15 protein-coding genes and 1 riboswitch are annotated in these 14,591 nt (G+C 38.5%); of the genes, 9 read left to right on the plus strand and 6 right to left on the minus strand.

Going from position 1 to position 14,591, the window contains the following annotated elements:
- Positions 1-192: 192 nt before the first annotated feature.
- Genes DV356_RS02455 through queC form a run of 3 tightly spaced genes read right to left on the minus strand, consistent with a single transcriptional unit; the run spans position 193 to position 1,930 of the window.
- Positions 193-828, minus strand: coding sequence for a 7-carboxy-7-deazaguanine synthase QueE (locus DV356_RS02455; protein ID WP_005686506.1), 636 nt, complete (start codon positions 826-828; stop codon positions 193-195).
- Complete coding sequence (queD, locus tag DV356_RS02460) at positions 829-1,254, minus strand: 6-carboxytetrahydropterin synthase QueD (RefSeq protein WP_005663812.1); 426 nt, start codon at positions 1,252-1,254, stop codon at positions 829-831. It abuts the gene before it with no gap.
- Positions 1,247-1,930: a 7-cyano-7-deazaguanine synthase QueC gene (gene queC, locus DV356_RS02465; protein ID WP_112119110.1), complete on the minus strand. Its 684-nt coding sequence runs from the start codon at positions 1,928-1,930 to the stop codon at positions 1,247-1,249. The genes queD and queC overlap by 8 nt, the downstream gene beginning before the upstream one ends.
- Before the next feature lies 1 nt (position 1,931).
- Positions 1,932-1,976: riboswitch (PreQ1 riboswitch) on the minus strand.
- Positions 1,977-2,084: 108 nt separating this feature from the next.
- Between queC and DV356_RS02470 the strand changes: the two genes are divergently transcribed.
- On the plus strand, positions 2,085-2,228 hold the full coding sequence (locus tag DV356_RS02470) for a hypothetical protein (RefSeq protein WP_065245225.1): 144 nt from the start codon (positions 2,085-2,087) through the stop codon (positions 2,226-2,228).
- Positions 2,229-2,278: 50 nt separating this feature from the next.
- Here DV356_RS02470 and ilvE read toward each other — a convergent pair whose 3' ends face one another.
- Positions 2,279-3,310, minus strand: a complete 1,032-nt coding sequence (ilvE, locus tag DV356_RS02475) for a branched-chain-amino-acid transaminase (RefSeq protein ID WP_112119111.1) — start codon at positions 3,308-3,310, stop codon at positions 2,279-2,281.
- 473 nt (positions 3,311-3,783) lie between these two features.
- Here ilvE and DV356_RS02480 point away from each other — a divergent pair, with 473 nt between their 5' ends.
- The 7 genes from DV356_RS02480 (at position 3,784) to cysB (ending at position 10,694) form a co-directional block, all read left to right on the plus strand.
- Positions 3,784-4,677, plus strand: coding sequence for a transcriptional regulator GcvA (locus DV356_RS02480; RefSeq protein WP_005653692.1), 894 nt, complete (start codon positions 3,784-3,786; stop codon positions 4,675-4,677).
- Positions 4,670-5,761 (plus strand): 23S rRNA (cytidine(2498)-2'-O)-methyltransferase RlmM, encoded by a 1,092-nt coding sequence (gene rlmM, locus DV356_RS02485; RefSeq protein WP_112119112.1) that lies wholly within the window; start codon positions 4,670-4,672, stop codon positions 5,759-5,761. Before DV356_RS02480 ends, rlmM begins: the two co-directional genes overlap by 8 nt.
- Before the next feature lie 35 nt (positions 5,762-5,796).
- The gene (gene sucC / locus DV356_RS02490; RefSeq protein WP_112119113.1) at positions 5,797-6,966 is read left to right on the plus strand and encodes an ADP-forming succinate--CoA ligase subunit beta; all 1,170 of its coding nucleotides are present in this window, start codon (positions 5,797-5,799) and stop codon (positions 6,964-6,966) included.
- Positions 6,966-7,847, plus strand: coding sequence for a succinate--CoA ligase subunit alpha (sucD, locus tag DV356_RS02495; protein ID WP_118806472.1), 882 nt, complete (start codon positions 6,966-6,968; stop codon positions 7,845-7,847). Before sucC ends, sucD begins: the two co-directional genes overlap by 1 nt.
- A 120-nt stretch (positions 7,848-7,967) precedes the next feature.
- Entirely contained in the window at positions 7,968-8,591 is a 624-nt protein-coding gene (locus tag DV356_RS02500) for an L-threonylcarbamoyladenylate synthase (RefSeq protein WP_005657132.1), read from the plus strand.
- Between the two features lie 47 nt (positions 8,592-8,638).
- Complete coding sequence (gene rluB / locus DV356_RS02505) at positions 8,639-9,712, plus strand: 23S rRNA pseudouridine(2605) synthase RluB (protein WP_116945838.1); 1,074 nt, start codon at positions 8,639-8,641, stop codon at positions 9,710-9,712.
- A gap of 10 nt (positions 9,713-9,722) precedes the next feature.
- Complete coding sequence (gene cysB, locus DV356_RS02510) at positions 9,723-10,694, plus strand: HTH-type transcriptional regulator CysB (RefSeq protein ID WP_118806473.1); 972 nt, start codon at positions 9,723-9,725, stop codon at positions 10,692-10,694.
- A 58-nt stretch (positions 10,695-10,752) separates the two neighbouring features.
- Here the strand turns inward: cysB and prmB are convergent, their stop codons facing one another.
- Positions 10,753-11,697 carry a 50S ribosomal protein L3 N(5)-glutamine methyltransferase gene (gene prmB, locus DV356_RS02515; protein ID WP_118806474.1) on the minus strand — a complete coding sequence of 315 codons (945 nt, stop codon included), beginning with the start codon at positions 11,695-11,697 and terminating at the stop codon, positions 10,753-10,755.
- A gap of 130 nt (positions 11,698-11,827) precedes the next feature.
- On the opposite strand from prmB, the gene smrB reads away from it, so the two are divergent.
- A complete protein-coding gene (gene smrB, locus DV356_RS02520) occupies positions 11,828-12,331 on the plus strand; it encodes an endonuclease SmrB (protein WP_118806475.1) in 504 nt (167 codons plus the stop codon).
- 77 nt (positions 12,332-12,408) lie between these two features.
- Here the strand turns inward: smrB and pta are convergent, their stop codons facing one another.
- Positions 12,409-14,544, minus strand: coding sequence for a phosphate acetyltransferase (gene pta, locus DV356_RS02525; RefSeq protein WP_005657124.1), 2,136 nt, complete (start codon positions 14,542-14,544; stop codon positions 12,409-12,411).
- Positions 14,545-14,591: the final 47 nt, after the last annotated feature.

The following is a 14,591-nucleotide window of genomic DNA, read 5'->3' on the forward strand; positions in this document are numbered from 1 at the left end:
AAGTTACTCAAATTCAATGTTATTCATAATTAATACAAATAAGAAAGAGTGAGATATGGTACAAAATTCCAAAAAATGGTTAGCACAAAGGAATGGGAGAAGTGTGCTATCCAAGTTTCATTATGATCACTCTAAAGTAGAGAACGTCATATACTAAATTATATACTGATCAAAAAATAATATTTCCTTCTATTACTCAATACCAATCAATTTATGTGTTTGTAAACTTAGCTGCCATTTAGGTTTATTTGAACGTTGATTCAATTGACCAAGTAAAGTGATAGTCTCAAGTAAATTCATTTTCCCATCAATTTCACAAGGTGAAAGATAGTAATTCTTTGCTTTTATTTTTTGCTCGATCAATTCACAAAATGATGGCATATTACTGTCCATTACAATACGTACTTCATTTGCAAATGGAATGCAACGCTTTTCATACTTATGAGCATAAAGGCTCTTAGGACTCGTCGCAATATAATCTATTTGTGCAGGAATTGCTTTTAGACCATTGGTTTCAATTGCAAGAAAATAGCCATCTGATTTAAATTGTTCAAGTAAGTATTCAATTTTTGGTACAATTGTTGGCTCACCACCTGTGATGATAATATTCTTTGACGAAAATGACCGCACTTTTTCTAGAATTTGTGATACAGACCAGCGTTTAAAATTATTATAAGGTGTATCACACCAAGGACAGTCTAGATTGCATTTACCAAATCGTACAAAAACACTTGGCATTCCCGTATTGAAGCCCTCCCCTTGCAGACTTTCAAAAATTTCGACTATGTTAAAGTTCGGTTCAAAATCATGATATTTTTCCATCAACATTTACTCCTGATACTCGCAAAATGAAGTTGGGGTTTCCCATAAACGAATGGATGATATGGACAGTTGTTCATCATGTTTTAAACGATTAAAAATAAAACGAGCTATTTCTTCTGCCGTAGTTCTAAAGGGAACACCAAAAGTTTTTGAGTTTAACTTTTGCAATAGAGTGGCAATTTGGCTTTCTCGCTCATTGGTTTGATCATAAATAAAGGCGTGATCCATCGGATCTAAAATAACTTTTTTCACAATAGACTTTAGATCTGAAAAATCAATGACCATTGCTTTTTTTGCACCTGATTTATATAAGTCGCCCGAAATTTCAACTTGTAATTTATATGTGTGTCCATGTAAATTTTGACATTTCCCATCATGTCCATCTAATAAATGTGCCATGTCAAAGCTAAATTCTTTGGAAATTTTAAACATTTTTTCTACCTTTTTGAGTCAAATATTTCTTTAGACCTTTATTGCGTAAAATACAGCTTGGGCATTTTCCGCATCCACCTTCGATGCCTTCATAGCAAGTGTGAGTATGTTTTTGTACATAATCTAATACGCCTAATTCATCAGCAAGTTGCCAAGTTTGGGCTTTAGTGAGATACATTAATGGTGTTTTGATATTGAATTGATAATCCATAGCTAAATTTAATGTGACATTCATTGACTTGATAAACACATCTCGGCAATCTGGATAACCGCTGAAATCTGTTTCACATACGCCAGTGATAATATCTTGAATGCCTTGGCCTTTCGCATAAATCGCTGCATAAAGTAAAAATAGGGCATTGCGACCATCAACAAAAGTGTTTGGCAATTCATTCTCTTTTTGCTCAATATGCGCTTGTTCATCCATTAATGCATTATGCGTGATAGCTTTCATAACAGATGTATCAATCAAGGTTTGTTTAATGCCGAGATCTTGCGCAATGGTGCACGCCTTTTCTAACTCAATAGCATGACGCTGCCCATATTGAAAGGTAATGGCTTCTACGTTTTCTTTGCCGTATTCAGCAATAGCTTGGAATAAACAAGTCGTGGAGTCTTGTCCACCTGAAAAGATGACAATCGCTTTACGATCGTGGTTTGGATTGAAAATATTCATATTTTACCTAGTTTTTTATTGTAGGAGGTTTGCGAACTACGGGGGTATTCTAGTGGGGAAGTTCTATTTTAGCAAGACAAGTGAAATATTTCGTTGGATGTGAAGTCGTTGTGCTACAATTCGCAGGTTTTTAATTTAGCAAAAAGGTTTACTTATGAAAAAATGGTTGTTGATTATCGCAGGCGTGTTGATTATTTCAGCTTGTGCAAATAAGGATGTGTATTTTAACGGTGCAGAAGGTTCGCATTCAGGTGTTAAATTTGATAAAGATTCTCGCCAATGGGGATTGAATCAATAAAAAAGTGCGGTTGATTTTTAACCGCACTTTCGTTTTTCTATTGGTAGAAATTATTCTACTTTCACAATCCAGCCTTCAGGTGCTTCGATATCACCGAATTGGATGCCTGTTAATTCATCATAAAGACGACGGGTAACAGGGCCTACTTCAGTTTCTGAATAGAATACGTGGAATTTTCCGTTGTGTTGAATGCCGCCCACTGGAGTAATCACCGCCGCTGTACCGCACGCACCAGCTTCTACGAATTGATCGAGTTGATCGATATACACATCGCCTTCAATAGCTTCCATACCTAAACGCTCTTTTGCGATATGTAAAAGAGAGTATTTAGTGATACTTGGTAAAATAGATTCTGATTTTGGTGTGATGAATTTATTGTCTTTTGTGATCCCAAAGAAGTTTGCCGCACCGACTTCTTCAATTTTAGTGTGAGTTTTTGGATCTAAATAGATTGCATCCGCAAATTTACGTTCTGGCGTACCTTGTTCTGCGGCTAATTCGTGTGGAAGTAAGCTTGCTGCGTAGTTCCCACCCACTTTCACACCACCAGTGCCCATTGGTGCAGCACGGTCATAATCAGTCGTGATAAAGTTTGATGGAGCCAAACCACCTTTGAAGTAAGCACCCACTGGGCAACAAAAAACAGAGAAAATAAACTCTGGTGCCGTTTTCACGCCGATATTTTCGCCCACGCCAATTAAGAATGGACGTAAGTATAAGGTTGCACCAGAACCGTAAGGACCCAACCAATCTTGGTTAGCGTTAACCACTTCTTTACATGCACGCACGAATAATTCAGTTGGTACGCGTGGCATTAAAAGACGGTCTGCGGTACGTTGCATACGCTCTGCATTTGCTTGCGGGCGGAATAAGTTGATTGAACCATCTTTGCAGCGGTACGCCTTTAAGCCTTCAAAACATTGCTGACCGTAGTGAAGAGCGGTTGAACCTTCGTGAATATGTAATGTGCTATCTGTAGTGAGTTTTCCTTCGTCCCATTTGCCATCTTTCCAGTGAGCGATGAAGCGGTAATCTGTTTTAATATAACTAAAACCAAGGTTATTCCAGTCTAAGTCTTTCATTTTACTTCCTTAATATTATTTTTTGAATGAAATTTCGCTTAATCTACACCATTCCTGAAGTGATTTAAATAATAAATTCTCGAAATGATGCAATTTTTAGCCAACTAAAAAGGAATAATGAAATTTTGGAAACAGGGCAGGAAATAACGATATAGTTATGCTAAAATCGGGATGAAAAAAACGCCACTCAATGAGAGCAGCGTTTAACCAAATCGGTTTAATAATATACAGGAAGTAAATGAGTAACAAATTGTTACTCAAGTTCGGTTTCCCGAACTATATGCAAACACAACATCATACTTAAGTCTGAAACTCATTAACTAGTAAGGAATTACCAATCATTAAGTATGGTTGTATTGTAAGGAAAAGGGTAGGAAAGGACAAGTGACGTTTTTTTATTTGAGGTATTAGAAAAACTAATTTGAAATAAATCTTGTCCATTATAGACGAAAATTTTATAAATGGAAATACTTATGTATAAACGTTTGCCACCATTGAATTCACTAAAATCTTTTGAGTCGGCTGCTCGTTATTTAAGTTTTACTAAAGCAGCAGATGAGCTTTGTGTTACACAGGCGGCGGTTAGTCATCAAATTAAATTATTAGAAGAATTTTTAGGGATTGAATTATTTAAGCGAAAGAATCGTTCTTTAGAATTAACGGAGCTTGGTAAAGCTTATTTTGTTGATATTAATAAAATTCTGCGTCGCTTAAATGAAGCAACAGAGCGATTGTTGATGTTAAAAGCAGATCCTCACTTAAACATTAGTGTGCCACAAACTTTTGGTATCCAATGGTTAGTGCCACATTTAAGTGAATTTAATCAGCTTTATCCGCAAATTGAGGTTCGTTTAACAGGCGTGGATCAAGATGAAGGTTTGTTAAATAAAGAAATTGATCTTGCTATTTATTATGGTTTGGGAAATTGGCAGAATCTTCAAGTAGATCGTCTTTGCGAAGAAAATTTATTGATTTTAGCCTCACCTGAATTGCTAGCAGAAGATCCAATTATTCAGCCTGAAGATTTAAAAAAACACACATTAATTCACATTCATACCTGTGATAATTGGCAAGCGATGGCAAATCATTTACAGTTAGATGATTTAAATATTCAGCAAGGACCGTTATTTAGCCATACATTTATGGCGTTACAGGCAGCAATTCACGGGCAAGGCATTGTATTAGCTAATCGCTTATTAGCCTTGCAAGAAATTGAAAATGGATCATTGCAAGCAGTGTTGCCGACTAATTTGCCTGATCCAAAATCATTTTATGTGGTCAATCATCTTGATCGCCTTGATGACCAAAAAATTCAAGCATTCCGTCAGTGGATTATTAACTCAATTAAACAAGAAGAAAATGAATAAACTCGCATTATATTGTCGCCCAGGTTTTGAGAAAGAAGTCGCCGCAGAGATTACCGATCAAGCAAGTCATTTAGGTGTATTTGGTTTTGCTCGAGTACAAGATAATTCGGGCTATGTCATTTTTGAATGTTATCAACCTGATGAGGCAGATCGCCTTGCGCGAGACATTCCTTTTAACCGTTTGATTTTTGCTCGTCAGATGATGGTTATTTCCGATTTATTGGAAGATTTAGATCCCGCTGATCGTATTAGTCCCATCGTGGCGGCGTTTGAAGAATTATCACAACAAGTTAATTTTGCTCAATCTAGCGAGCTTTTTGTAGAAACTGCAGATACAAATGAAGCGAAGGAGCTTTCCACTTTTTGTCGTAAATTTACCGTGCCTTTACGTCAGGCATTGAAAAAACAAGGTTGGCTTTCGGCAAAGGCGAGTCAAAAGTGCGGTCAATTTTTACATTGTTTTTTTGTAAAACCGAATTGCTGTTATGTGGGATATTCTTATGTGGATAATCATTCCTCCCATTTTATGGGAATCCCTCGTTTAAAATTTCCTGCAGATGCGCCGAGTCGCTCCACGTTAAAACTAGAAGAAGCTATTTTGACTTTTATTCCGCGTAAAGAAGAGAATAAACGTTTAAATGAAAATATGATTGGCGTTGATTTAGGGGCTTGCCCTGGTGGTTGGACGTATCAATTAGTTAAACGCGGTTTATTTGTTTATGCTGTTGATCACGGAAAAATGGCGGCGAGTTTGCATGATACGGGGCGCATTGAACATTGCGCGGAAGATGGTTTTAAATTTCAGCCTCCCAAAAGGAAAAAAGTAGATTGGTTAGTCTGTGATATGGTGGAGCAACCAAGTCGTATTTCTTTATTGATTGGTAAATGGTTGTTGAATGGTTGGTGCCGAGAAACCATCTTCAATTTAAAATTACCCATGAAAAAACGTTATCAAGAAGTGATATTATGTTTAGAAAACTTGGCTGTTATGTTGGCTGAGCAGAATTTAAATTTTGATATCCAAGCAAAACATTTATATCACGATCGTGAAGAAATCACGGTTCATATAGCATTAAAACCTTGAGTGAACTGTTTTCATAACCAAAAAGGACGTCGCGAATGAATTTACACGAATACCAAGCAAAACAACTATTTGAGCATTATGGATTACCCGTAAAAAATGGGGCAATCTGTCAATCTGTTGAGGATGTCGATTTGGTACTGGCTCAACTTTCTGGCGATAAGTGGGCAGCGAAATGCCAAGTTCATGCTGGTGGGCGTGGTAAAGCGGGTGGCGTTAAATTAGTGCAAGATGTAGAGGAAGCGAGATCTTTTGCAGAAAAATGGCTGGGACAACGTTTAGTCACTTTTCAAACGGATAAATTGGGTCAGCCAGTAAACCAGATTTATTTTGAAGAAACTTGCGATATTGATAAAGAATTTTACTTAAGTGCGATTGTTGATCGTGCCTCTCAAAAAGTGGTGTTTATTGCTTCTCCTGCTGGTGGAATGAATATTGAAGAAGTCGCGCAAAATTCACCGCACTTACTCCATAAAGTCGAGATTGATCCTTTATTTGGAGGATTGCCTTATCAAGGCCGTGAATTGGCGTTTAAATTAGGGTTAAGTGGTACGCAAAACAAACAGTTTACCGATATTTTTATGGGATTATCTCGTTTGTTTTTAGAAAAAGATTTATCTTTAGTGGAAGTCAATCCACTTGTTCTCACTCAACAAGGCAATTTGGTTTGTCTCGATGCCAAAATATCTGTCGATGATAACGCTTTATTTCGCCATAAAGATTTATTGGCACTGCAAGATTTAACTCAAAATGATGCCCGTGAAGCAGAAGCTGAAAAATTCCAGTTAAACTATGTGGCTTTAGAGGGCGACATTGGTTGTATGGTAAACGGGGCTGGGCTTGCAATGGGCACCATGGATATTGTGAAACTCTATGGTGGGAAGCCTGCGAATTTTCTTGATGTGGGTGGAGGTGCAACGCAAGAGCGGGTTGCTGAAGCGTTCAAAATCATTTTAACCGATCCTTCCGTTAAAGTGATTTTAGTGAATATTTTTGGTGGCATTGTTCGTTGTGATTTGATTGCTGAAGGCGTGATTGCTGCAGTAAATGAAGTGGGCGTGAGAGTGCCTGTGGTTGTGCGATTAGAAGGAACGAATGCTGAAATGGGTCGCCAAATTTTAGTGGAAAGTGACGTTAATATTCTTACCGCACAGAGTTTACAACAAGTCGCAGAATTAGCCGTGAATGCAGCAAAAGGAGAACACTAATGGCGATTTTAATTGATAAAAATACCAAAGTGATTTGCCAAGGTTTTACTGGTGGACAAGGGACTTTTCATTCTGAACAAGCATTGGCCTACGGAACGCAATTAGTTGGTGGCGTATCGCCAAATAAAGGTGGAACCACTCATCTTGGTTTACCTGTATTTAATACAGTTCGTGAAGCTGTTGAAAATACGGGGGCAACAGCAACAGTCATTTATGTGCCAGCATCATTTTGTAAAGATGCCATAATTGAAGCTATTGATGCAGGGATTCAGTTAATTGTCTGTATTACTGAGGGTATTCCTACATTGGATATGCTTAAAGTGAAACAGAAATTAAATGAAACGGGCGTAGTAATGATTGGGCCAAATTGCCCAGGTGTGATTACGCCTGATGAATGTAAAATTGGCATTATGCCCGCTCACATACATAAAAAAGGTAAAGTGGGGATTGTTTCTCGTTCTGGAACTTTAACTTATGAAGCGGTAAAACAAACTACAGATGAAGGCTTTGGACAATCGACTTGTGTGGGTATCGGTGGTGATCCCATTCCGGGTTCTAGTTTTATTGATATTCTCGAAAGATTTCAACAAGATCCCGAAACAGAAGCCATTGTGATGATTGGCGAGATCGGCGGCTCTGCAGAGGAAGAAGCGGCAATCTTCATTAAAGATAACGTCACCAAACCAGTGGTTGCCTATATTGCGGGAATCACTGCGCCAAAAGGAAAACGGATGGGGCATGCGGGAGCCATTATTAGCGGCGGAAAAGGTACTGCAGTAGAAAAAATTGCAGCGTTAGAAGCCGCTGGTGTGACCTGTGTAAAAAGCCTCGCTGAAATTGGTGAAGTCTTGAGAAAGCTATTAAAATCATCTAAAAATTAACCGCACTTTAGTTTTCTAAAGCGTAGATTGGCTTTCTACGCCTTTATTTTTATATGCTCGCCATTATAAAGTGAGCACAAAATTGCTATAATCAGCGCACATTTTTTAAGGAAGAAACACATGAGCCAATTTTTCTATATCCACCCTGAAAATCCACAAGTGCGCTTGATTAATCAAGCCGTAGAGATTTTACAAAAAGGCGGTGTGATTGTGTATCCAACGGATTCGGGATATGCCTTGGGCTGTATGATGGGCGATAAACACGCAATGGATCGCATTGTAGCAATTCGTAAATTGCCTGAAGGACATAATTTTACCTTGGTGTGTAGCGATTTGTCGGAACTTTCAACTTATGCAAGGGTAAATAATACCGCTTATCGTTTGATTAAAAATAATACGCCAGGGCGTTATACTTTTATTCTTACAGCAACGAAAGAATTACCTCGCCGTTTAATGACATCAAAACGTAAAACCATTGGTTTACGCGTACCAGATAATAAAATTGCTTTAGATTTGCTTTCAGCCTTAGGCGAGCCGATTTTATCTTGTTCGTTAATGTTGCCAGGTGAAGAACATACCACACAATCTGATCCTGAGGAAATTCGAGATCGTTTGGAGCACCAAATCGATTTAATTATTCATGGTGGATATTTAGGGCAAGAGCCTACAACAGTGGTAGATTTAACGGAAGAATCGCCAGTGATTTTGCGCGAAGGAAGTGGAAGTACTGCTCCTTTTATTTAACTTATAGACGCTTGTGAAAGCGACCTTTCCATTATTCAAGGAAAACAATGAAACTTAGTCAAAAACAAACTCAAAGACAACCGCACTTTTCCAAAGATTCAGCAAAGAAACGTGATTTTTCAGCTAAAAATGACAGACGTTCAGTATCTCGTACTGCTCGCATAGAAACAGCAAATACGAAAAAAAGTGCGGTTAATTCTGATAACAAATTTTTAGCGAAGCCAAAAGCGAAACCTGTTGTAAGAGCCTCGAATCAACCGAAAGCAGAGGGCGAAAAATTACAGAAAGTTTTAGCGCGTGCTGGACAAGGCTCTCGTCGTGAAATTGAAACGATGATTGCCGCAGGCAGAGTGAGCGTAGAGGGTAAAATTGCGACTTTGGGCGATCGTATTGACGTACATTCTGGTGTGAAAGTGCGTATTGATGGTCAAATCATTAATCTTAGCCACGCACAAAAAGAAATTTGCCGTGTATTAATGTATTACAAACCTGAAGGCGAACTCTGTACACGTAGCGACCCAGAAGGGCGTGCGACCGTGTTTGATCGTTTGCCGCGTTTAACAGGCTCTCGTTGGATTGCGGTGGGGCGTTTAGATATTAATACATCGGGTTTATTGCTTTTTACCACTGATGGCGAATTAGCAAATCGTTTAATGCACCCAAGCCGTGAAGTTGAACGTGAATATTCTGTGCGTGTATTTGGTCAAGTTGATGATGCGATGTTAGTGCGTTTACGTAAAGGCGTTCAGCTTGAAGATGGTCCTGCTAATTTTAAAGAAATTAAATTTACAGGCGGTGTGGGTATTAACCAATGGTATGACGTAACCTTGATGGAAGGACGTAACCGTGAGGTTCGTCGTTTGTGGGAATCCCAAGGGATTCAAGTTAGCCGCTTGATTCGTATTCGTTACGGAAATATCAAACTGATGAAAGGTTTGCCTCGTGGTGGCTGGGAAGAAATGGATCTTGAAAACGTCAATTATTTACGTGAATTGGTGGGATTACCTGCTGAGACTGAAACGAAATTAGATGTAAAACAGGCTAGTCGTCGTCCAAAATCTGGGCAAATTCGTAAAGCGGTAAAACGTTATTCGGAGATGAACAAACGTTATAAAAAATAAGGACTTTTTTATGAAAATGCATCAATTGCGTTATATCGTTGAGATTGTAAACCAAAATTTGAATGTCACAGAAGCGGCAAATGCACTTTACACATCACAGCCGGGTATCAGTAAACAAGTTCGCCTATTAGAAGATGAATTAGGTCTAGAAATTTTTGAGCGTCATGGCAAACATATAAAATCAATTACACCAGCAGGGAAAAAGATTATCTCAATTGCACGCGAGTTACTTGTTAAAGCGCAAGGTATCCGTGCCGTTGCCGATGAATATACTCGGCCAAATCACGGTGTATTACGTATTGCGACGACAAATACTCAGGCACGTTATATGCTGCCAAGCGTGATTGAACGTTTTTCTAAAAAATATCCTGATGTGAGCTTGCATATTCATCAAGGTTCGCCAACACAAATTCACGATGCTTTAATGTCAGGTGAAGTGGATTTGGCAATTACCACTGAAGCACCTTATTTATTTGATGATTTAGTTCAGATTCCATGCTATTGGTGGAATCGTGCCGTGATTATTTCGCCAGAACATCCGCTTGCCAAAGTGAAAGAACTGACCATTGAGGAATTAGGCAAATACCCACTTGTGACTTACACGTTTGGTTTTACGGGTGTTTCTGATTTAGATTACGCATTTAATAGTGCAGGCATTTTACCAAATATAGTTTTTACGGCTACCGATGCTGATGTTATTAAAACTTATGTGCGCTTGGGTTTAGGGGTGGGCATTATGGCATCTATGGCACATACGGCATTAGATACGGATCTTGTGCTAATTGATGCAAGCCATTTGTTCCGCCCGAGTATGACGAATATTGCATTTAAACATAGCACGTTCTTACGTAATTATATGTACGATTTCATGGAATATTTTTCACCGCACTTAACTCGTAGTGTCGTAGAAAAAGCCGAGCGTTTGCGTGATAACAATTCAGTGAAAAAATTATTTGAAGGCATTGAATTGGAAACAAGATAACAATGTATAAATGAAGTGCGGTTGAAATTTAATAAGAATTTTAACCGCACTTGAAAGATTAAAACAGATCGTGATATTTCACTAAATCTTTACGCTGAATAGCAAATACGCCTAGTCCGCCATTTTTAAGTTCTACCCATTTAAATGGTACATCTGGATATTGCTCAATTAAGCTAATCATACTATTACCCACTTCACACACTAACACGCCATTTTCGGTTAAGTAATCTGGAGCTTGTTTTAAAATTTGTTTGGTAATGTTTAAGCCATCACTGCCAGAACCTAAGGCTAACTCTGGTTCAAAATGGAATTCTTCTGGCATATCGGCGAGATCTTCTTCATCCACATAAGGTGGATTGGTCACGATAAGATCGTATTTTTGTCCCAAAATATTTTCAAATAAGTTTGATTGAATCGGGAATACGCGATGCTCTAATTGATGGCGTGAAATATTGATCTCCGCGACATTAAGTGCATCAACCGATAAATCTACCGCATCTACTTCCGCATTCGGGAAAGCATAAGCACAAGTAATGGCAATACAACCGCTGCCTGTGCATAGATCGAGAATATGATTTGGTTCTTGTGAAATTAAATCTTCAAATCGATCTTGAATTAAAGCACTAATTGGAGAACGTGGAATAATGGTTCGTTCATCGACATAAAATTCGTGACCGCAGAACCAAGCGCTATTTGTTAAATATGCCACAGGTACACGTTGTTCGATTCGGGTTAATACAAGTTGAACTAAGGTTTCTTTTTCAGATGGGGTTAATCGACTGTTAAATAATTCGGTAGGTAAATCAATGGGTAAATGTAAGCTACTTAAAACGAGTTGCAGGCTTTCATCCCAAGGATTATCGTGCCCTTGCCCGAAGTAAACATCAGATCGATTGAGAATGCTATACGTCCAACGCAGAAAATCTTGGATGGTTTGCAGTTCGTTTGCAACATTATCTTCCAAGATAGTTGCAACTAATTCTTGGTTATGTGAGGTTTCCATCGCATTTCTCCATAAAAGTGAGTAGAAAAGTTAGTATAAAATTAGGTATGAAAATTTGGCGTAGTTATACCACAGATGAGAATGTAGAACTATGATATGATACGCAAAATTTGAAATTAATGAGAAAAAAATGCAAGACGAATTTGATTTATTCCGAGCGGAAACCAAAGGCGTTAAGCCAATTAAACAAGATACTTTTGTTGCCCCCCGCCAAAAACGTGATCAGAAAAAAATAGAATTGAAAGAATTACGAGTTAAAGAAGATACATTGTTCTATTTTTCTGATGAATATGAGCCATTACTGAATGACAATGATGGTGTTGTGAAATATTTACGTGATGGGGAAGATTCCCATTTATTAAAACAACTTCGTCGTGGAGATTTTTCGCCAGAATTGTTTTTAGATTTACACGGTTTAACCCGTGAACAAGCTAAGCAAGAATTAGCCGCACTTTTACTGGCTTGTGAAAATGAGCATGTAGATTGTGCCAACATTATGACGGGCTATGGCACCTTTACATTGAAAAAACAAATTCCACGTTGGCTAGTACAACATCCTAAAGTGCGGGCATTACATCAAGCACCAAGGGAGTGGGGCGGTGAAGCCGCAATTTTGATTTTGGTTGATTTGTAAAAAAACGTTATAAAAAAATACCGCACTTTTACTGCCTGGGGCAAAGTGCGGTATTTTCTTTTATATTTTTACTTGAACTATTGTGTCGCTTGAATTGCGGTTAAGGCAATTGTGTACACAATATCATCAACTAAGGCACCACGAGATAAGTCATTGACTGGTTTGCGCATACCTTGAAGCATTGGGCCAATAGACACTAAATCTGCAGAACGTTGTACTGCTTTGTAAGTAGTGTTACCAGTATTTAAGTCAGGGAATACGAATACTGTTGCTTTACCTGCTACTGGTGAATTTGGTGCTTTAGAGCGAGCCACATCTTCCATCACAGCCGCATCGTATTGTAATGGGCCATCGATTAATAAATCAGGGCGTTTTTCTTTCGCAATACGAGTTGCTTCTTTCACTTTTTCTACATCAGCACCGCTACCAGATGTACCTGTTGAGTAAGAAATCATCGCGACTTTTGGATCAATACCAAATGCTTTCGCAGAATCCGCAGATTGAATTGCAATTTCAGCAAGTTGTTCTGCAGTTGGATCTGGGTTTACCGCACAGTCACCATAAACAAGCACTTGATCTGGTAATAGCATAAAGAAGATAGAAGAAACAATCGAACTACCCGGTGCAGTTTTGATGATTTGCATTGGTGGTCGAATGGTGTTTGCAGTGGTGTGGACAGCGCCAGATACTAAACCATCTACCTCATTTGCTTCTAGCATCATTGTGCCAAGTACCACAGTGTCTTCTAATTGCTCACGAGCCGCAGTTTCGGTCATACCTTTTGCTTTACGTAATTCAACTAAACGATCAACATAGTTTTCACGAACGTCAGCAGGGTTGATGATTGTAATACCTTTACCTAATTTAACACCTTGTGCTTCTGCAACTCGTTGAACGGATGCAGGATCTGCTAAAAGCACACATTCCGCAATGCCACGTTCTGCACAAAGTACGGCTGCTTTGATTGTACGAGGTTCATCGCCTTCAGGAAGCACAATACGTTTTTTCGCCGCACGAGCAAGTTCAGTTAATTGGAAACGGAATGCAGGTGGGGATAAGCGAGGTAAACGGCTGGAATCTGCAACTAAATTATTGATAAAGTCAGCATTAAAGTGTTGGCTAATGTATTGTTTAATATTTTCAATACGTTCTTTGTCATCAACAGGCACTTCAAGATTAAAACTTTGTAAACTTAATGCAGTTTGCCAAGTATTGCCTTCAATACGGAAGATCGGTAATTTCGCTTTTTCAAAAGTTGGACGGCAAAGTTTATTAATTTGAGCATCAATTTTGTAGCCGCCTGTTAATAGAATACCGCCGATTTCAATACCGTTTGCAGCAGCAAGTGAAGCAGCAACAATTACATCAGGACGGTCAGCAGAGGCAACCAATAAGCTACCTGCGCGGAAATGTTCTATCATATTTGATAAACTTCTTGCACAGAAAGTGATGCCACGGATACGGCGATTGATTTCTCCTTCATTAATGATTGATGCACCTAAATGTTTGACTAAGTCAATTGCTCGTGTCGCGATTAAATTTGCATTCCAAGGCACACAAGCTAATAACTTGATGGCACTACCTGCAAATAACTTGTTTACTTCTGTTTCGCTAATATGATTGTGTTGGAATGAATCAAAAATTTCAGCAAGATCTGGACGAGTACGACCTGATTCATCAACAGGTGCATTGAATTTGTTTACAACAACACCTAAAAGATTTGGATTGTTTTTACCACCAAATAGAGAGGCTGCAGCTTCTACGCGATCTTTTAATTCGGTTGGCGTTTCAGTTGCAGGTGCTGCAACTAATACGATTTCCGCATCTAATGCTTGTGCAATTTCATAGTTGATACTGTTTGCGTAACCGTGTTTTCTTGTGGGTATTAAGCCTTCAACTACAACGATGTCATTATTTTTGGTTAATTGTTGGTGGTTAGCTACAATTTTTTCTAACAATACGTCAGACTGATTTTGACCAATTAATGATTCTGCCACGCTTAACATAAAAGGTTCGGCAGTTTCAAGGCTAGTGCTAGTGCGAATAATAGAAGTTGTGCGATCCAATTTATCTTCGCCAGTGCTTGGTTGAGAAACTGGTTTCATAAAAGCAACTTTTGTGCCTTTTTGTTCGAGAGAGTGGATTAATCCAAGACTAATGCTAGTTAAACCCACGCCTGTACTTACAGGGATAAGAATAATCGTGCGAGACATAGTTAAACCTTAATATGTATATTTTATAAATAAAAACTGCCGAAAAA

Source organism: Haemophilus influenzae, assembly GCF_003494325.1.
Taxonomy (GTDB): Bacteria; Pseudomonadota; Gammaproteobacteria; order Enterobacterales; family Pasteurellaceae; genus Haemophilus; species Haemophilus influenzae_I.

Bases quoted from the DNA above. Each gene is read 5' to 3' on its own strand.
- DV356_RS02455 (WP_005686506.1), bottom strand. From the start codon at position 828: ATGTTGATGGAAAAATATCATGATTTTGAACCGAACTTTAACATAGTC.
- queD (WP_005663812.1), bottom strand. From the start codon at position 1,254: ATGTTTAAAATTTCCAAAGAATTTAGCTTTGACATGGCACATTTATTA.
- queC (WP_112119110.1), bottom strand. From the start codon at position 1,930: ATGAATATTTTCAATCCAAACCACGATCGTAAAGCGATTGTCATCTTT.
- DV356_RS02470 (WP_065245225.1), top strand. From the start codon at position 2,085: ATGAAAAAATGGTTGTTGATTATCGCAGGCGTGTTGATTATTTCAGCT.
- ilvE (WP_112119111.1), bottom strand. From the start codon at position 3,310: ATGAAAGACTTAGACTGGAATAACCTTGGTTTTAGTTATATTAAAACA.
- DV356_RS02480 (WP_005653692.1), top strand. From the start codon at position 3,784: ATGTATAAACGTTTGCCACCATTGAATTCACTAAAATCTTTTGAGTCG.
- rlmM (WP_112119112.1), top strand. From the start codon at position 4,670: ATGAATAAACTCGCATTATATTGTCGCCCAGGTTTTGAGAAAGAAGTC.
- sucC (WP_112119113.1), top strand. From the start codon at position 5,797: ATGAATTTACACGAATACCAAGCAAAACAACTATTTGAGCATTATGGA.
- sucD (WP_118806472.1), top strand. From the start codon at position 6,966: ATGGCGATTTTAATTGATAAAAATACCAAAGTGATTTGCCAAGGTTTT.
- DV356_RS02500 (WP_005657132.1), top strand. From the start codon at position 7,968: ATGAGCCAATTTTTCTATATCCACCCTGAAAATCCACAAGTGCGCTTG.
- rluB (WP_116945838.1), top strand. From the start codon at position 8,639: ATGAAACTTAGTCAAAAACAAACTCAAAGACAACCGCACTTTTCCAAA.
- cysB (WP_118806473.1), top strand. From the start codon at position 9,723: ATGAAAATGCATCAATTGCGTTATATCGTTGAGATTGTAAACCAAAAT.
- prmB (WP_118806474.1), bottom strand. From the start codon at position 11,697: ATGGAAACCTCACATAACCAAGAATTAGTTGCAACTATCTTGGAAGAT.
- smrB (WP_118806475.1), top strand. From the start codon at position 11,828: ATGCAAGACGAATTTGATTTATTCCGAGCGGAAACCAAAGGCGTTAAG.
- pta (WP_005657124.1), bottom strand. From the start codon at position 14,544: ATGTCTCGCACGATTATTCTTATCCCTGTAAGTACAGGCGTGGGTTTA.